Origin of the sequence: Legionella drancourtii LLAP12, from assembly GCF_000162755.2 — a bacterium.
Lineage (GTDB): Bacteria > Pseudomonadota > Gammaproteobacteria > Legionellales > Legionellaceae > Legionella > Legionella drancourtii.
The window spans coordinates 115,029-116,449 of sequence record NZ_JH413811.1; the positions used below are offsets into that span (position 1 = coordinate 115,029).

Below are 1,421 nucleotides of genomic sequence, written 5' to 3' on the forward strand. Positions count from 1 at the left end.
GGTTCCTGCACGCCCCCTTAATTGGCGAGCTCAATGCAACCAAGCCTCAGAAACGCTCCTTGTTAAACAAAGTTATTGGTGATCACCCCACGGGTGAACGCTACTCACCACAAGATTTGAAAAATGTAGCAGAACAATACCTTTCAACTATTGGTTTGGGAAAAGATGTTACGTTTGGAGCTAATGCTTTTGAAGATTATGACAAGAGTAGAGTCAAGGATTATAATGGATTGCAAAAAGCCAAAATTGCTGAAGGCGATGACCCTATTCAGAAAAAGCTAAATGCCACGGTTCCTGCAGGAAATAATAAAGAAAAAATTGAGATGGCAATTATGGCGGTGCGAAAAGGAATAAGTGATCAATTAAACTCATCTGATGACTATATTAACGCGAAACGTCAATATTCTGCATCGGCACAAGTATTCAAAGAACTGGTGGAAAAAGTCAGTGGCCAACGCAATGTCCAAGATATCATCGGAGTCATAGAGGAAGTGGCTAGCGATGGTAAAAAAGCGATACAAAATCAGCAATTAAAAGAAATAGCTGATTTAAAAACACAATTTGCTAAACTTGACTTTCAAAAACATCTTAAAATAGCACTAAATATTACGGATGCACAAATAGAAGATGTGCAAACAAGTGTCATTGGTGACTTAAAAGAAACACATCAAAAGCAACTCGAAGCATTTGATAAATCCACTCAAGAGTCGCTAAAAGCGTTACATAGCGCCTCAGAGAAACAAAGGCAAGCATTCTTATTTATTGCCAGTTTACATAAAAATGATGAGAAAATGCGGCGTGAAATTGAGCGAATTGCTGAGGATAATCTGAGAGCAAATCAAAATGCAAATATAAATACAGATACATCTGCAGAAGTTGATCTGTCTGATGATAAAACATCCGTTCATGCGGTCAACCTGGATCAATTAAAATTCATTCAATTGCTCGGTGGTGAAAAAATAAACAAAGTGGATGGACCACCAGTTTCTTATAAATTAGATATGGGGATGAAATTCGCCAGTCCCCGTTACTATCTTAATGATCGTCAAGAAAGAGACATGCTGCTTATGGCGCAGGCTGTTCGTGCTTCAGGCTCAAGTGGCATTACCATGACGCTAAATTTTAAAGATGACAAAGTTGCCGATGCACGCGCCCGCCAAGCCTTTGAAGCATGCATTAAAGCTGGTTTCCCCCCCGAAAAGATTAAATTAAATGTTAATGGTAGGTTAATGGCCTATAAAGCCACAGATGGGAAAGATGGTCAAAAATATGAATCCGTTCAAGAAAAACTATATGCTAAAAAAGGTAATGAATTTGCTTTCCTTCTGGAACAATCACAAAAAATACGCCAGGATTTAGAGACAATCACTAAAATACCCGCACAAAAATCAGCTGCAGGCATGGAAGCTATAAAAGAAAGA

General features: G+C 38.6%; 1 protein-coding gene. It reads left to right on the top strand.

The features are described from left to right. Positions 1-116: 116 nt before the first annotated feature. The coding region (locus tag LDG_RS19580) for a hypothetical protein (protein ID WP_158307869.1) at positions 117-1,421 on the top strand (1,305 nt) is incomplete at its 3' end.